At 44.8% G+C, this 15,134-nt stretch carries 12 protein-coding genes and 1 tRNA gene; 6 read left to right on the top strand and 7 right to left on the bottom strand.

What is annotated here, in order from left to right:
* Nucleotides 1-230 precede the first annotated feature (230 nt).
* The 5 genes from mutL to ACYVRA_RS03575 are packed head-to-tail and all read right to left on the bottom strand — an operon-like array spanning nucleotide 231 to nucleotide 4,848.
* Nucleotides 231-2,033, bottom strand: coding sequence for a DNA mismatch repair endonuclease MutL (gene mutL / locus ACYVRA_RS03595; RefSeq protein ID WP_461251380.1), 1,803 nt, complete (start codon nucleotides 2,031-2,033; stop codon nucleotides 231-233).
* 1 nt (nucleotide 2,034) lies between these two features.
* On the bottom strand, nucleotides 2,035-2,316 hold the full coding sequence (gene xseB, locus ACYVRA_RS03590) for an exodeoxyribonuclease VII small subunit (RefSeq protein ID WP_461251379.1): 282 nt from the start codon (nucleotides 2,314-2,316) through the stop codon (nucleotides 2,035-2,037).
* Between the two features lies 1 nt (nucleotide 2,317).
* Nucleotides 2,318-3,523 carry an exodeoxyribonuclease VII large subunit gene (gene xseA / locus ACYVRA_RS03585; protein ID WP_461251378.1) on the bottom strand — a complete coding sequence of 402 codons (1,206 nt, stop codon included), beginning with the start codon at nucleotides 3,521-3,523 and terminating at the stop codon, nucleotides 2,318-2,320.
* On the bottom strand, nucleotides 3,520-3,954 hold the full coding sequence (locus tag ACYVRA_RS03580; RefSeq protein WP_461251377.1) for an MgtC/SapB family protein: 435 nt from the start codon (nucleotides 3,952-3,954) through the stop codon (nucleotides 3,520-3,522). Before ACYVRA_RS03580 ends, xseA begins: the two co-directional genes overlap by 4 nt.
* Before the next feature lie 12 nt (nucleotides 3,955-3,966).
* Nucleotides 3,967-4,848, bottom strand: a complete 882-nt coding sequence (locus tag ACYVRA_RS03575; RefSeq protein WP_461251376.1) for a hypothetical protein — start codon at nucleotides 4,846-4,848, stop codon at nucleotides 3,967-3,969.
* A gap of 145 nt (nucleotides 4,849-4,993) precedes the next feature.
* On the opposite strand from ACYVRA_RS03575, the gene ACYVRA_RS03570 reads away from it, so the two are divergent.
* The 5 genes from ACYVRA_RS03570 to ACYVRA_RS03550 all read left to right on the top strand — a co-directional run bounded on the left by ACYVRA_RS03570 (nucleotide 4,994) and on the right by ACYVRA_RS03550 (nucleotide 10,653).
* Nucleotides 4,994-7,429: a chemotaxis protein CheW gene (locus tag ACYVRA_RS03570; protein WP_461251375.1), complete on the top strand. Its 2,436-nt coding sequence runs from the start codon at nucleotides 4,994-4,996 to the stop codon at nucleotides 7,427-7,429.
* Nucleotides 7,430-7,434: 5 nt separating this feature from the next.
* A complete protein-coding gene (locus ACYVRA_RS03565; RefSeq protein WP_461251374.1) occupies nucleotides 7,435-8,766 on the top strand; it encodes a CheR family methyltransferase in 1,332 nt (443 codons plus the stop codon).
* A gap of 21 nt (nucleotides 8,767-8,787) precedes the next feature.
* Complete coding sequence (locus tag ACYVRA_RS03560; protein WP_461251373.1) at nucleotides 8,788-9,264, top strand: chemotaxis protein CheX; 477 nt, start codon at nucleotides 8,788-8,790, stop codon at nucleotides 9,262-9,264.
* A gap of 62 nt (nucleotides 9,265-9,326) precedes the next feature.
* Nucleotides 9,327-9,400, top strand: a tRNA-Val gene (locus ACYVRA_RS03555).
* A gap of 326 nt (nucleotides 9,401-9,726) precedes the next feature.
* Nucleotides 9,727-10,653, top strand: a complete 927-nt coding sequence (locus tag ACYVRA_RS03550; RefSeq protein WP_461251372.1) for an Rpn family recombination-promoting nuclease/putative transposase — start codon at nucleotides 9,727-9,729, stop codon at nucleotides 10,651-10,653.
* Nucleotides 10,654-10,850: 197 nt separating this feature from the next.
* Here the strand turns inward: ACYVRA_RS03550 and ACYVRA_RS03545 are convergent, their stop codons facing one another.
* Together ACYVRA_RS03545 and ACYVRA_RS03540 are read right to left on the bottom strand one after the other, a co-directional pair.
* Nucleotides 10,851-12,179 carry a chitobiase/beta-hexosaminidase C-terminal domain-containing protein gene (locus tag ACYVRA_RS03545; RefSeq protein ID WP_461251371.1) on the bottom strand — a complete coding sequence of 443 codons (1,329 nt, stop codon included), beginning with the start codon at nucleotides 12,177-12,179 and terminating at the stop codon, nucleotides 10,851-10,853.
* A gap of 176 nt (nucleotides 12,180-12,355) precedes the next feature.
* Nucleotides 12,356-13,279, bottom strand: a complete 924-nt coding sequence (locus ACYVRA_RS03540; RefSeq protein ID WP_461251370.1) for an IS1595 family transposase — start codon at nucleotides 13,277-13,279, stop codon at nucleotides 12,356-12,358.
* A gap of 431 nt (nucleotides 13,280-13,710) precedes the next feature.
* On the opposite strand from ACYVRA_RS03540, the gene ACYVRA_RS03535 reads away from it, so the two are divergent.
* The gene (locus ACYVRA_RS03535; protein WP_461251369.1) at nucleotides 13,711-15,123 is read left to right on the top strand and encodes a chitobiase/beta-hexosaminidase C-terminal domain-containing protein; all 1,413 of its coding nucleotides are present in this window, start codon (nucleotides 13,711-13,713) and stop codon (nucleotides 15,121-15,123) included.
* Nucleotides 15,124-15,134: the final 11 nt, after the last annotated feature.

Below are 15,134 nucleotides of genomic sequence, written 5' to 3'. Positions count from 1 at the left end.
TAGTCTGTAACAGCTAAATATTTACAAAAAGACCTCTCGCAAAGGCGCAGAGGCGCAAAGGTTGTTGTTCGTAGGATCGTCGTTTTTCCTTCAAGATTTGTTGTTAAAATTATATATATTGATCAATAATGAGGCATCGAACAGGAACTTCGCGTCCTTTGCGTCCTCTGCGTCTTTGCGAGAGAAAATTTGAGAATAATGTTTTGTAAAGTTTTAGATGTTACTGACTACTAGTCTCTCCTGACAGCTTTAAAAAGCGCTTCACGGCTTATCTCTGTCCAAACAGGCCTGCCGTGGGGGCAGCGCGGGTCGGGTAACAGGAGGGCTTCTTTGCCTAATTCAAAGGCTGTTTCTTCGCCAAGAATGTCGCCGTCTTTAATTGCCGCGCGGCAGCAGCAGGTCGCCGCCCAGCGCTTTGCCATGTTCTCTCCAGCCAAACGCAGTTCAAGAATTTCTTTCACGGTTTGAGAATCGCCCATTCGCCAGTCCGCGGGGAGCGCTTCAATGTTCCAGCTTTCTCCCTCTTTTTTAATTTCAACGCCGAGGCGCGACAGTTCTTCGCGGTTTGCCAAAAGGAAGGAGTCTTCTTCATCGCTTTCCGTGGTGAAGGTAATGGGCGCAAGCAGTTCCTGTTTGGGGATTGGCCCTTCAAGGAATTTATTGTAAAGGATGCGCTCGTGCGCGGCGTGCTGGTCTATTATATAAAGTTTGTCTCCCCATTCCATTAGGATGAACAGATCAAATATTCTTCCTGCGTAGCGCATATCGCCGTATGCGGGTGTGTTTGAAGAGGAACTTTCGCGGTTTCGCGGGGATGAAAAAAAATTATCATTTAGGCGTGGAAATGAAGAAGAACTCTCGCGGAGGCGCAAAGGCGTCGAACCTTCGGTTCGCAAGTTGTTGTTTGGTATATTAGCGTGTTCTTCCATGCGGTGCTTTGATATGAAGTTATTTTTTATGAAAAGAGATTCTTCATTCTCCCCTTGTCCGTCTTGAATGGCAGATTTATTGTCTTTGTTGGAGTTTTTTAGATACAAACTGTGAAAAAAGTTTTTGACTCCGCCTGAGATTGCCTGATGAATCGCGCCGGGGTCGCGGAAGCGCACTTCGCGTTTTGCGGGGTGAATGTTAAAATCGGCAAGAGACGGGTCTATTTCCAAATAGACCGCCGCGACGGGATGTGTGCCGTTTGGGAACCAGCCCTGAGAGCCGTATTCAACGGCTTGAACAAGAGAATATTCCTGCACCCTTCTGCCGTTGGCGAAAATAAATAGCTGCCGCCTGTCGTTTCTGTAAAGTTCAGGCCCGCCGATAACTATTACCGCTGAAAAGCCCGCTCCCGTTACATTTATTTCATGCAGGAAATTTTCTTCGCCTGTTTGTAACACGGCGGCGGCAAAACGCATCTTTTTTGTTTTAACGGCTTGCAGAAAATCTTTTAATTTGCCGTCTTGCACATAACGAAAGTTTATGCCGTTAAACGCAAGGGCTTTTTCAATAAAAACTTGGCGGCACAGGGACGCTTCGCTTCCTTCCCTCTTTAAAAAACGTTTTCGCGCCGGGATTGTCTCGTAAAGATTTAACGCCCTGACTGTCACGCCTTTTGTCCTGCGCGTTTGCTCGATTACAGGTTGCCGGCTTTCTCCGGGGCCTGTATCAAGACGCCACGCTTCCCTTCCGTCAACAGAGCAGATAATTTCCAAACGCGCTACGGCGCAGGCGGCGGCTAACGCCTCTCCGCGGAAACCAAGCGTGCGGGATGTGTTTAAATCGTCAAGGCCGCGTATTTTGCTTGTCGCGTGGGTAAGGGAGCAAATTGCCAAATCTTCGCGGGTCATGCCGCCGCCGTCGTCGGAAACCTCAACTTTTTTACAGCCGCCTTCTTCAATGGAAACATCAATGTTTAAAGAGCCAGCGTCTATGGCGTTGTCAAGGAATTCCCGCACAAGCGCCGCCGGGCGGTCAATAACTTCGCCCGCCGCAATACGCATGGCTTCTTCCGGCGGCAGTATGGCAATTCGCCTTTCAGACACTTCATTCCCCAGCGTCAAACAATTCCATCTCCGGTGACTCATCCGCTAGAGCTTCCGTGGAATTCATCAGTATTTCTATGCGATTTTCTATTTTTTCTAGGCTTTTTTCCAGCGTTCTGGCAAGGCGGATTCCCTCTTCAAACGCGGCTAGGGCTTCGTCAAGGGGAATGTCGTTTCTTTTAATCTGTTCGCCAAGCTTTTCAAGCCGCCCAAGCTGTTCTTCAAAACTTTTTGTGCCGCCAGTTTTGGCGCCGCTTTTAGCGGGTATGCTTTTCTTTGCCATATTAACTCCTTGTTTTTTCCGCGCTTTCTACAATCGCGTTTATTTTTCCTTTTAACGGCCTGATGTAAAGCTTGTCGCCTGTTTTTACATTGTCCGAACTTTTAATTATTTTGCCGTTTGAATTTGTCACGACCGAAAAACCGCGCTCCATAACGGCGAGAGGGCTTGCGGTTTCAAGAACTGCCGCCGCCAATTCAATTCTCTTTCTTATTACGGAGCACTTGTCGGAAACCGCGCCGATTAACGCCTCTTTCGCGTCATCAAGGCGGACTAGGCGAGGCTGTAAAATCGAACGGAAACGGTATTCCATGTCCTGCGGATCAAACGGTTTTAAAAGAAGTTTTGCCCTCTCTATCCGCGTGCGCATAACGGTTATAAAAACTTCCGCGTTTTTTTGAATTAAGTTCCTGACGGCGAAATAATTTTCACTGACCAATTCGGCGGCGGCGGATGGGGTAGGAGCGCGAAGATCCGCGGAGAAATCACATAACGCCCAGTCAATCTCATGCCCAACGGCGCTAACCGTCGGGATTTTTGACTGCGCTACCGCGCGGACTACTTCTTCAGCGGAGAAGGGCAATAGGTCTTCAAGCGAGCCGCCGCCCCTGCCTACTATTAAAACGTCGGCAAGACGCCACATGTTCGCCTGCCTTATTCGCGCCGCGATAAAAGACGCCGCCTCATCGCCCTGTACCGGGGCGGGAAGTATTATCACTTTGACGCCCGAGGCACGCCTTGCGAGTATGTTTAAAATGTCGCGTACAGCCGCTCCCGTTGGGGAACTGACTACTCCTACCGTTTGCGGAAAGCGGGGCAGCGGGCGTTTTTTTTCGGTGTCAAATAGCCCTTCCGCCGCAAGTTTTTGTTTTCTTTTTTCCAGCATGGCGAGGATTTCGCCCGCTCCGGCTATTTCCATTTCTTCGCAGACTATGGAGTAGGTTCCCCGTGGAGCGTATACGGAAAGGCTTCCGCGCACCCGCAGTAACATTCCGTCCTTAGGTTCAAAGTTTATGTTTCTCAGCCTGTTTCTGAACATTACAGCGTCAATTTTAGCGTTTGAATCTTTTAAACTGAAATAAAGATGGCCGGAACTTGCCGGCCTGCAATTTGAAATTTCACCTTCTACGCAGACGTATGAGAAAGAGCCTTCAAGGTTCAGGCGTATTTGTTCCGTAAGCTCGCTGACTGTAAAAGGTTTCCCATTCATTGTTTCCAATTATCTTCGGGAAACAATTTTCTTTCAAGGCGGTGAAGCAATATAAGCGTAATAATCGCAAGAATTACGGCTGTTAAGGCCGCGATAAACATTCCCGCTCCAATGGCAAGCCCTACCGCGGCCGTAAGCCACAGTGAAGCGGCGGTAGTAAGCCCCCTGATATTAGTGCCCAGGCGGATTATCGCGCCCGCTCCCAAAAAGCCCATGCCAGAAACAACCTGCGCCGCTATCCTTCCCGGGTCCCCGATTTTTAATTGTTGCGGCAGCCAGATTGAAAGCATCATAAGACAGCACGAGCCGATGGCGATAAGTATGTGGGTGCGAAGGCCCGCGACCTGACGGCGGCTTGATCTTTCAATGCCGATAATGCCGCCGGCGGTAAACGCTATGCAAAGGCGGATTACAATATCAATTTCTGACATAAATTTCCTTGTTTACTTTATTGATAAAACAACGCCGGCATATACTCGCAGAGAAAGTAAAGGTTCCTGAGTAACGGTCATCGGCTCTACTGCGGACATAAAAAGCGGTATTTCTACTCCTGCCTTTATACATAACAGCCGGAAAACTTGCCAACTAACGTCAAAACCCACTAACCATGAGCTTAATTCATCGGAAAAATCACCAGTATCTTTTTTGTAAACCCGTTTATAGGTTTGGTATCCCAAGTTGATAAATCCCGAAATACTGTGATTTTTGGTAAATAATTCCAAGGTGAAATAATATTTGAACAATGTATCGTCAACAACAACGGATTCATCTATCTGTCTGGAAAGAAATTTTATGTTTGCGGATAAAGAGGGAATAGCGTTTTGTATCCAAAAGCCAAGCTTAACGCCGGCAGTTTCCCGGTAAGTATGGCTGGTAAACTCATATTGGGAGCCTAAAGTTGATGAGCCGGAAATTGATAAAGAGACGATTCCGGGGAGGTTTAATTCTAAATTACCGATTATTCCCACGTCAGGAATAGTAAAATCGTCTACAAATCCTAAAAATGGTCCAAATCTGACGTTAAAAAAGTCTGTTTTTGCCCCAAATAGGGCATTTATACTGTTTTGCAGTAAATTATCCCTCTCAAAGCTCACGCTCCAATTCAATGATTCAGAAATATTGTGCCTAAAAGCTATATTTGCCAGCAAATATGGGTATGGCGTAAACTGTGTTTCCTCGTAAGGTTCAGTATAAGCCGATGTTTTATCCGGTTGAAAGGTAAAACCGTTCATTCCCCCTATAACCTCGATTTCAAACGCCCCCAAAAGACCGGCGCCGCCCGCCAATAGTAAAAATACAAAAATGGGTAAAAATAACCGCTTCATATTATACATTTTAGCACTTTTTTGGACAAAATGCAATTAATTGCGTTTTTTTCAAAATTTGCTTATTTTGATTTTTTTTCAAATTCTTCTCTATTTATATATTTAGTATCTTGACTTTTATTAATATTTAGAGGATATTAGTATTATGAGTGATTATCTTGATCCCAATAACGAAGAACTACTCAAGGACTTTTTCAGCGAGGCCCAAATGCAGGTAGATACCTTGGAACAAAACATTTTAGTTCTTGAAAGTGGTGGCGCCAATAAAGACGCCGTTGATGAAATTTTCCGTGCGGCTCATACCTTAAAAGGCGGATCCGCAACGGTAGAATTTATGGAGCTTTCTCATTTCACGCATCTTGTTGAAGATGTGTTAGACGCAATTAGATCTGACAAACTTGCAGTAAATGGGGATGTTGTGGATATTCTGCTTCAGGCGATAGACGTTATAAAAGCTATGCTTGATGAGCGGATGAACGGTAATGTTTATAAAGAGGACACCGCCGAAATAGAAGGTAAGCTTCACGCATTGTTGCCGCCTTCGACAAAGGGCGCTGCGAAAGCGCCTGTTAAAGCGGCTCCGGCTCCCGTCGCCGCTCCTGTTGCCGCGCCTGCGCCAAGCGCCGCGCCTGCCACTCCTGCCGTCGCCAGTGCGAATCAGCCCCTTACCGATAGGGAGATAGATGAATTAAAAGAATCCGTTGACGGCGGAATGCCCATATACAAAGTTTCCGTAAAGTTTGATGAGAACAGCTTGATGAATACCGTAGGCGGCATTCAAGTTTATGCCGTTCTTAAAAGCTTGGGAACCGTTTTAAGGACAGTCCCCGATTTTGAACAACTCTATGCGGATAATTTTTTCCCCGTTGTTGATTATTATATTGCTTCAAAAAATGATACGCAAAGAATAAAAAATGACGTCATACTGCCGGATGTAAGTTTGGACGCGGATGTTACAGGTATTGCTAATGTTTCAGCAGCTCCCGCGGCAAAACCGGCGCCTTCAGTTTCGGCTGCTCCCGCGGCGCAGGCTGCTCCCGTGGCTCAAGCCGCTCCTGTAGCGCAAGCCGCTCCTGCCGCGCAAGCTGCCGCTCCCGCGGCACAGGCAGCGCCAGCGGTGAAAGCCGCGGCTCCCGCGGACACGAAAAAAAGCGCCGCCGCGGCGGAAGACGCGAAGAAAGCGGGCAAAGAAGCCGGATCTGTTCTTCGCGTAGACTCCAAACGTATTGACGATCTTTTAAATCTTGTTTCGGAAACGGTTATTACAAAAGCGACTTTCAACCAGATCAATATGCAGTTTGGCGAGCTTACCGCCCATCTTCGCGAATTGGAAAATCAATACAGAGACAAAATTAAGAATCTGTTTGACAGTCTGCCCGATTACCTTGAAGGCATTCAAGGCGGCAAATCAGTTAAAGATATCCGCAAGGAAATTAACGATAATTACGGCGATATCTTTACAATATTTGATCCTTTCGAAACCGCGTTCAAAAACAGCATAGCGAAATTCCGCGCCAATTCGCAAAATCTTGGGCGCATATCAGGCGAGCTTCAGGAAGGCGTTATGCGTATCCGCATGGTTCCCATTAGCCAGATTTTCAGCCGTTTCCCGCGCCTTGTTCGCGATCTTTCAAAATCGCTCAACAAAAAAATCAACTTGGTTATCGAAGGTGAAGATACCGAACTTGACAAGTCAGTCATCGAAGACCTCCTTGATCCCATCATGCACTCGGTGCGTAACTCTATCGACCACGGAATTGAATCCGCGGAAGAAAGAAAAGCCGCCGGAAAGCCGGAAGAAGGCATGGTACTGTTAAAGGCGACCAACGAAGGCAATATGATCGTCATAGAAATTGGTGACGACGGCGGTGGCATTGATGTTGAGGCGGTTAAGAATAAAGCCATAGAACGCGGACTTATCAGCCCGAACAAGGTTCTTACCGATGTTGAAGCGTACAATCTTATTTTTGAACCCGGTTTTTCTACCTCAAAACAGATAACCGCCATTTCAGGGCGCGGCGTAGGCCTTGATGTCGTCCGCCGCTCCATAGACGCACTTAACGGAACCGTTACGGTTAATTCAGAACGCGGGAAAGGGACTACGTTTGTCATCAAACTGCCTCTTACTCTCGCCATTATTCAAGGGCTTCTTGTCAGAGTCGGGCCGGAAATCTATTCGATTCCGATTACGTCCGTTATCGAAAGCCTTAGAATCAAACCGGAAGAAATTAAAAAAATTGACAACTACGAAGTTTTCAATATCCGCAGCGATGTTATTTCGTTACTCAGACTTAACCGCTTGTTTGGCATTAGAACAGAAGAACAGTCGGAGTACCATTTTATAGTAATCGTCGGAACGGCGGAGAAAAAAATGGGCTTTATGGTGGACAGCCTTATTGGTGAAGAAGACGTTGTCATCAAACCTTTAAGGGATCAGTATACAAATTCTCCGGGAATCGCCGGGGCTTCAATCTTGGGAGACGGATCGGTTTCTCTCATTATTGATGTTGGCCAGCTTCTTGAATTAGGGCTTAAAAAGGAAATGGAGCAGCGCCGAATCCGCGAAGCTTCAACAAGGTAAAAGGTATGGCGGCAGTAATAAAGGATTTAGAACAGGTAAACGCCGATTTACAGGAACAAAAAGAGCGGGTAGACAATATAGATTTTAAAATGGTCACTTTCTCTCTCGCCGGTAAGGACTACGGCGTTGATATTATGAGCGTGAAGGAAATCGCGAAAGCCGATAAATTTACATTCGTGCCTAACGCGGCCTCCTTTGTACGGGGCGTGTATAACCTGCGCGGCGACATTATTCCAATAATTGATTTAAGGCAGTTCTTCCATTTGCCGGTAGAAAAAAAAGAAGAGAGCTTGGAAAACATGCTCATCCTTCATATTAATGATCAGGTATATGGGACAATTGTAGATAAAATTGATAAGGTTGTCGGAATACAAAAAGATACTATACAGCCTCCGCATCCTATTTTTGGCGACATTAACATTAAGTACATAAGCGGCGTTGTGGAAAAACAAGGCGATCTTTATATCATTCTGGATGTTGTCCGTATCTTTTCAATTGAAGACAATAAAGACAAGGCCCACGCCGTGGTATCAGAAGGCGGCGAATTCTTTGTTCCACCGCCTCCGTCTGCGGATTCGGCCGCGGCGCAAAGGTCTGCAGCGGATACGGCTATCGGCTTTATCCAGGAGAGCCTCTTGGCGTTACGGCACTTTGCCGTTACAGGCATAAATGAAAGATGGCTTCACAAGCGTTTTGCCGAATGGAGTTCAAGACGCACGGGAGACGATGTACAGTTAAAGAACCTTGCCGACGCCAATGAATTCTTGGAAGATTTTACGTCTCCATGCACAAACCAGTTCTGGAACGAGGCTTATGCCAATGCCGTTAAAAAGATACTTCCCAACGTCAACTTTACAAATATCGGCGTTTGGAACATCGGCTGCGGAAAGGGTTGTGAAACTTATTCGTTTGCGTGTATACTTAAAGCAAGGTATCCGACAGCTCATCTTAAAATATGGGCAAACGATAACGATATCATGGCTGTTTCACAAGCGCCGAATATGACGTATAGTTTGGATGACATACCGGAATATTGCAGGCCTTATGTGGTGCAGGGAACAAACGGTTATTCTTTTAATCAGGCCATAAAGGACTCGATTGTTTTTGAATACCATGATATAGTAAATGAGAATACCATTCCTGAAGTGGATATGATTCTTGTAAGGGATGTTATTTCATACTTTGACGCGGATACGCAGACAAGATTAGTTGCGGATTTCTCGGAAAAACTGAGAAACCATGGAATTGTTATTCTGGGCAGGAACGAAGAGCTTACGGGAGTTATTTGGGAAGCAATTGCCGATGATCCTGTTTCTGCTTTTTCGCATAACGCATAAAAAAATTATAAGGAGTGTATTATGAGAGTTGAGTATATCAACCCCTTTGTGGAAGCGGCTTACAGCGTATTAAAAGAAGTGTTAAGCATTGAAGTTAAACGGGGAGAAATATATCTAAAGCCGACTTCAATGTCCATCATGGGCGTTGCGGCTCTTGTCGGACTTGCGGGCGATGTGGAAGGCCGCGTCCTTTTTGACATGACAAAAGAGACGGCGTTATTTGTAGCCGGAAAAATGAACGGTGAAAATTTCACGGTTTTTGACGAACTGGGAAAGGCGACCATTCAAGAGTTGGCGAATATGATTACGGCTCAAGCTGTAACCAAACTTCACGACCTTGGCTTTAAGTTTGACCTTACTCCGCCGGCGCTCTTTACCGGTGATAATATGGAAGTTTCTACAAACCTGGGTGAAGTGGAAGCCCTTATTGTGCCAATGGAAATTGAAACTCCCTTTAAAATTGAGGTAAACGTCGCTATCCGCGAAAGAGTGAAGTAGACAGCAAAGAATATTTAAATTTAGCCTTCTCTATTTTCACTGCAAGTGGTATAGTATTTACAGGGCGGTTAGCTCAGTTGGTTAGAGCACCAGCTCGACACGCTGGGGGTCACAAGTTCAAGTCTTGTATCGCCCATTATTTGGGGAGTAAACGGGCTTATGGCCTAAGGCCATAAGCCTTAGTTTACTCCTTTTTTTATTTTTTCCGCCAAAACCTCACACAAAGATCACAAAGAGACAAAGAACACGAAGGGGGGAAGAGGGTTTTTGTCCATAATCTTATCGTGAAGCTCACGCTTAGCCTTCGGACAAAAACCCCCTCTTCCCTCTCTTCCTTTGTGTCCTTCTCTTTCTTCGTGCTCTTTGTGAGAAATATTTTCGAAAATTTTTCAAAAACGGTCAAGCGCCACGCATCTGCACGCCATATATAGGCGACAACAATTTTGTTGTTAAGGAGTACAAATGAAAAATCAAAATCCCACCCAGTACGAGTGGGGGCCATTCCCTTTCGAGGGCGGGACGCAAGTCTATGACATCCGCCACGACCCGGTGTTCAAAGCCGTATTCACAAGGGACACCGCTAATTCAAGAGCCGCGCTGTCCGACCTGATTTCCGCGCTTATAGGCAGCGTCATCAAAGTGGGGACGATCACGGCCAACGAACCGCCGGTGAGCGATTTCAGGCAGCGGTATCTGCGTTTCGACATCGCCTGCAAAACCCAAAAAGGCGAGCCGATAAACGTTGAAATGTCCTTTAACCCAAAGGCAAACGAGCATGTGCGTCTTGAATACCACGCCGCGAGGCTGTTCGCTGGTCAGGAGCTTCATGGAAAAGGCAAAAATTATGTCGATTTGAAAAAGACATATCAAATCGCCATTCTGGCGAAGAAAAAGTTTTTCCCTGACAATGACCTAATACACGATTTTTTTTACTATGATCCAAAAACCCATGTCTCTCTTGGCGGAAAGACCAGAATAATAACCGTTGAACTTGAAAAGACAAAACCCATAGCCGAGAAACCTATAGAAAAGATGACAACTGCGGAACTGTGGGCGGTATTTTTCCAATATTTGACAGATACCGGAAAAAGGTCTAAAATTGTTGATATAATCAATCGGGAGGAGGGCATAGCGATGGCGGTAAAAACGATGAAAGGCTTCACGCAGAGGGAATTGGACTACATACGCGAATCATATCGGATAAAATGCGATATGGACTATCAGGATGAAGTGGTAACCGCGCAGAGAAAAGCCCTTAAAGATGGCCGTAGAAAAGGCCGTAATGAGGCCAACCTAGAAAATGCCCGAAAAATGAAGGCTGACAATATGCCTGTATCTCAGATCAATAAGTATACTGGGCTATCCCCTGATATTATCGCCAAATTGTGAGGATTTTTTTTAAAAGAGCCTCACACAAAGAAAACTAAGAGACAAAGATCACAAAGGGGAAGAGGTGGTTTGCGTCCGCAATCTAGTCGTGAATCCCGCGCGCAGTCTTAGGACAAAAAACCCCTCTTTGCCAAACGCCGCAAAAAAAAGAAAACCGTCCTTTCGGACGGCTTTCTTTAATTAAGGTTTAATCGCTATTATTTAACAGCGCCCGCCGCTCCCGGGAAGGTTCTGACTTCGCCATTAAAGTCCACAGCTGGGAAGCCTGTAATAGCTGAAGGTATAACGCCACGCACTTTATCTTTCGGCGCAAAGGTGGTTGTGTCAATCGGAGCAACACCTTCATCCATATCCAAATCATCGACTGCTCCCATTCCTATTAACCAGAATGTTTTGTCTCCTGTTCCATTTGTCCAACCGCTTGCGCCTGTTGCGACTCCATAAGCAACATCAGTCACATTGTAACCGCCAGAAGTTGCACCACCTGAATTAGTATTGAATAATATCGGTGCCATAAAATTGGCAGTAGCACCAGTACCTGGAGCAAGGAGAGCTTCAGCGGTATTATTGTAGAAGAGGTTTCCAGTAAAGCTAATTTGTCCGCCGTCATTATAAATAGCGCCCCCAGCCCCTTTATTTGCTGTACTATTAGTACCGGTAGTAGGAGCATTTTTGGTAGAATTTGCGAGGAATGTGCAGCCTTTCACTGTTAATGTGACTCCGGTTCCTGCTGGCGTGTTAAAAATAGCTCCGCCGCGGATTGCCGAATTGTAGCTGAATATACAGGATTCCAGAGTGAGACTTCCAATATTATAAATGGCGCCGCCATTACCGGCATTACCCGTACCTAAATCTTTTCCATTATTAAAATGAACACGGCTAACAGTCGCCGACTTACCAGAATTGGTTTGAAATAATGACTGATTTGTAACACTCCATGTCGCGACCTGCGTAAGAACTACGCCGTTTCCTTCAATTGTAATACCAGTATTTTTTACTATCAGATTAGAAGCCAATTCAATCTTTTTTACGCTTGGATCAATTATGATTGTAGTATTATCAGTGGCATTATCTATAGCATTACGCAATGTTCCAGCGCCAGAATCGCCGCTAGCTGCTACTGTTACTGGCGTTCCCGGAATAACTTTGAAATACAATGTCAGAACATCGCTTTTACTATTATCCACATAAGCAATGGCTTTAAGTGTTATTACTGCCGGTGTTGTGCCTGATGCGGTTAATTCAACTCCTCCGCTGGAGGCGACATCGTCGTATTTATAATTGCTAGTCGTCGGAGCAGAGCCGTCAGTGGTGTAATAAATATCAGCGTCTGTCGTTGAAGTACTAAGTGTAACTTTCTTGCCGGTGGCGTAGGTACCAGTTACAGTGTTTGCCGTGGGCGTAGCCACAGTAACGGTAGTGTTGTCGTCGCCGTTGCCTAAGTCGCCTAAGTCGCAGCCTGCGAGAGTGAGAGCGAAAGCCAGCGCAATAAGAAGAACGGGCATCCAAATTTTTCTACTTTTCATATATACCTCCTGATTTCCGCGCTTAAGGCGGCGGCGGTAGTAGAACCTTGCATAAAATCGCAATTATGCCGTAGAATACACAATAAAATTGGCTTAGTTTCCGTAAAATTATCTTTTATAGCTTTTAAAGTGCATTGAATAAGTCGGTTGTATTGGGATCGTTATTGGAGATAAAACTAAAGAACCACCTTCCACGCGTAATTTGCTTGAGGCATTACAGAGCGTTTTAAAATCCTGTTAAAAGCGTTCATATTAGTTCCGTTATTTCTTCTGTAACAGGCTTCATTGACATAGCGTTGCAGATATTTGGGGCTTGTCTTATGGTATACCCCGATGATGCCGCGTTTTAGGATACTCCAAAAATTTTCAATGTTATTTGTATGAGTGCCGTTTCCGTCGCTGTACTCTTTCGCGGAATGATTTATAGTTAAATGAGTATAAGGCTCATCATCGTTATCCAGCGCGGAATATCCTTTGAAGTCATCTGTAATAACAGTTGTTCCTTCGATTGTTACTTTTTTAACAAATGGGATTAGAAAGACTTTAAGTAAATTTCGTCCTATTTTATCGGGTAAAATGGCTACTTGGGCGCGAACTTGTTTTGTTTCTCTCTCTATTATGCCAATCACCGGCACTTTTGACGTTCCTTTCCATTGCCGTGACGCGCATATTCTCGGTCTTCCTCCCACATAAGTTTCATCTACTTCGACTATTTTGCTGAATACCTTGGAGGAGTCATCGCTTCCCATTGCGGCTCTAATCTGATGCAACATTCGCCATGATGTTCGATAACTTCCGCCGAGTTCGCGCTGAAGGTTGCAGGCTGATACGCCTTTTTTATCATTAAGGAAGATGTTGATTGCGTAAAACCATTTCCTTATATCCAATTTAGTAGCCTCAAAAATAGTACCCTTAAATACGGAAAAGGAATTATTACATTTTGAACACTCGCAATAACGTATTCTCCTTCTAAGCCGATATACGCCCGAAGTCGCGCCGCAGTAGGGGCAGGCGATTGTCCCCTCGTACCTTATCGCCGCGAAATAATTTATGGCTGATTCTTCTGTCGGAAACATTTTTAAGTATTCCATAAAAGTCATATTTATACCTCCATGACATTTAGAAATAAATATTATGGAATTTATTTCTAAAAGCAAGGAAAGGCATATCTTTTTTCAGACTTCTTCCTGTGCGCTTGTATTTTTTGTGTACTCTACTACATAATCGCGTTTGTCTTGATATTTTGACAATATTTGCGAAAGTGTCATATTTGTTTATTTTTTAAAACTTTTTCTCACTTCGTGAGATATATTTCTTATTCAAAAGTTTTATGTTTTTTCTACTATAAAATGATATTAAATAGTCTCTATTTTATATTTATATTCTATATATACATATAATAGTCATTGAAATAAATAATTGTAAATTTATTGACAAACTATAATTATTAAGATATATTACTCTTAATAAATCTATAAAAAGGCGGTTCTACTACCGCCGCCGCCTTAAGCGCGGAAATCAGGAGGTATATATGAAAAGTAGAAAAATTTGGATGCCCGTTCTTCTTATTGCGCTGGCTTTCGCTCTCACTCTCGCAGGCTGCGACTTAGGCGACTTAGGCAACGGCGACGACAACAAGGTAACTAAACCTGCCACTCCCACGGCAAGCGTATTTGCTGTTAAAACCGTCACAGGATTTCAAGTAGCCATTAGTCCTGCTACGGAGATAACTCTTAATACTACATCGTCAGACGCTGTTATTCACTACACCACAAACGGCAATGACCCAACGTCAAGCAGTGATGAATATACGGGTCCCATTACCATATCCGCGACTACGGCGGGAGTTAAAACCCTTAAAGCCGTCGCCATTAACGATGAAGGCGGCACTAGCGACGTATTGACCGTAACTTACAAAGTTATTCCGAATTCCGTGGTAGTAACTGACGCTTCCGATCCTGCTACAATTGCGGCTGGAACACTGCGCTACGCTATAAAAGACACCAGCGCTACTGCCGGCAGTACAATCATAATCGCTCCAAGCGTGAAAACCATCACATTGACCAGAGTCTTGCAGGTAAATAGGGATGTTACCATCGAAGGTAACGGCTTAATTCTTACACGTGTAGCGACCGGTTATGGAAAAGATGAAGGTGGTTCTGACAATGGCTCATTGTTAGAAGTCGGAAGGGTTCAAACGGCGGCAAATATTAATTGGACGGTGAATGTTAGCCGTGTTCATTTTAAAGCAGGCAATGAAACAAGTAATAGGCCTAGTGGCAATGGTGGCGGTATTTTTGTTTACGGAAATCTTAATGTTGAATCCTGTATCTTCAGCTACAACAAGGCAGCCCGCGGCGGTGCTATCTTTATCAGGGATAATCCAGGTTCAACACTTGACATAGGACCTACTGCGCTTAAAGCATCCGCCACAATAAAAGGTTGCACATTCTACGCTAACGAAGCCATAGCTAGTACAACTGCTAATCAAGGGTCTACATCGTGGAGTTCTACTAGTGATGATGGAATTGGGGGGGCGATTTTTAATAACAAAGGAATTATTACCTTTGGAGGAAACTTGTATTACAAAAATATAGCTCTCACTGGCAGGCCTGGAAATTTATTACAAAATGTTGCAGGGACTACAGCGGGGGATATAAATAACTTAGGTTACAATTTGGTTGACATAGCTTATGGAACTGGAAACAACCAAGCAGGTTGGATGGGCGATCCAACAAAAGGAGACAAAACATTAGAGGATATAGATATTCTTCCAGCCGAAGATGGTGATCCTATTGATGTAGATGGCTCCACTCCCACCTTTAAGCCGGTCACCAAAGTGCGCAACATTATAACTTCACCAACCGCCATTACAACCTTCCCACCTGTGGACTTTAACGGCGAAACCAGAGATTTCCCTGGAGCACCGGGCGCTGTGAAATAATAGCGATTAAA

It is taken from the genome of Treponema sp. R8-4-B8 (assembly GCF_054786175.1).
Note: the sequence above shows the minus strand (reverse complement) of the source record. Positions and strands in the feature narration are given on the sequence as shown.

Excerpts from the sequence above, each read along its gene's own strand:
- ACYVRA_RS03580 (WP_461251377.1), bottom strand. The coding sequence starts at position 3,954 with ATGTCAGAAATTGATATTGTAATCCGCCTTTGCATAGCGTTTACCGCC.
- ACYVRA_RS03560 (WP_461251373.1), top strand. The coding sequence starts at position 8,788 with ATGAGAGTTGAGTATATCAACCCCTTTGTGGAAGCGGCTTACAGCGTA.
- xseB (WP_461251379.1), bottom strand. The coding sequence starts at position 2,316 with ATGGCAAAGAAAAGCATACCCGCTAAAAGCGGCGCCAAAACTGGCGGC.
- xseA (WP_461251378.1), bottom strand. The coding sequence starts at position 3,523 with ATGAATGGGAAACCTTTTACAGTCAGCGAGCTTACGGAACAAATACGC.
- ACYVRA_RS03575 (WP_461251376.1), bottom strand. The coding sequence starts at position 4,848 with ATGAAGCGGTTATTTTTACCCATTTTTGTATTTTTACTATTGGCGGGC.
- ACYVRA_RS03545 (WP_461251371.1), bottom strand. The coding sequence starts at position 12,179 with ATGAAAAGTAGAAAAATTTGGATGCCCGTTCTTCTTATTGCGCTGGCT.
- ACYVRA_RS03565 (WP_461251374.1), top strand. The coding sequence starts at position 7,435 with ATGGCGGCAGTAATAAAGGATTTAGAACAGGTAAACGCCGATTTACAG.
- ACYVRA_RS03550 (WP_461251372.1), top strand. The coding sequence starts at position 9,727 with ATGAAAAATCAAAATCCCACCCAGTACGAGTGGGGGCCATTCCCTTTC.
- ACYVRA_RS03540 (WP_461251370.1), bottom strand. The coding sequence starts at position 13,279 with ATGACTTTTATGGAATACTTAAAAATGTTTCCGACAGAAGAATCAGCC.
- ACYVRA_RS03570 (WP_461251375.1), top strand. The coding sequence starts at position 4,994 with ATGAGTGATTATCTTGATCCCAATAACGAAGAACTACTCAAGGACTTT.
- ACYVRA_RS03535 (WP_461251369.1), top strand. The coding sequence starts at position 13,711 with ATGAAAAGTAGAAAAATTTGGATGCCCGTTCTTCTTATTGCGCTGGCT.